Origin of the sequence: Lactobacillus sp. UMNPBX17 (assembly GCF_002553735.1) — a bacterium.
Taxonomy (GTDB): Bacteria; Bacillota; Bacilli; order Lactobacillales; family Lactobacillaceae; genus Lactobacillus; species Lactobacillus gallinarum.
In genome coordinates, this window is sequence record NZ_PCYT01000206.1 from 1 (window position 1) to 233 (window position 233).

1 pseudogene is annotated in these 233 nt (G+C 39.5%); it reads right to left on the bottom strand.

What is annotated here, in order from left to right:
• A pseudogene (locus CP368_RS10325) lies at nucleotides 1-233 on the bottom strand (RNA-guided endonuclease TnpB family protein); the annotation flags it as partial.

Here is a 233-nt window from a genome sequence, read left to right on the forward strand (position 1 = left end):
ATTCCATGACCAATCTTGCGATAGTTGCTCCAAGCCTTCTGGTAGTTCTGAATCGCATTGGCAAGGGCAAGGCTATCAATTTCTTTAACACGCAAAAAGTTATAAGTATCGCGGATATTCTTAGGCTTAGCCAATAGTTCGCTATTGGCGACTACTTCTTCTGCTAGCTTAGTCTCATAATTATTAAGAATAGAAAAGGCAAAGGGCATTGCTTGATATTGTCTAACAGCTAA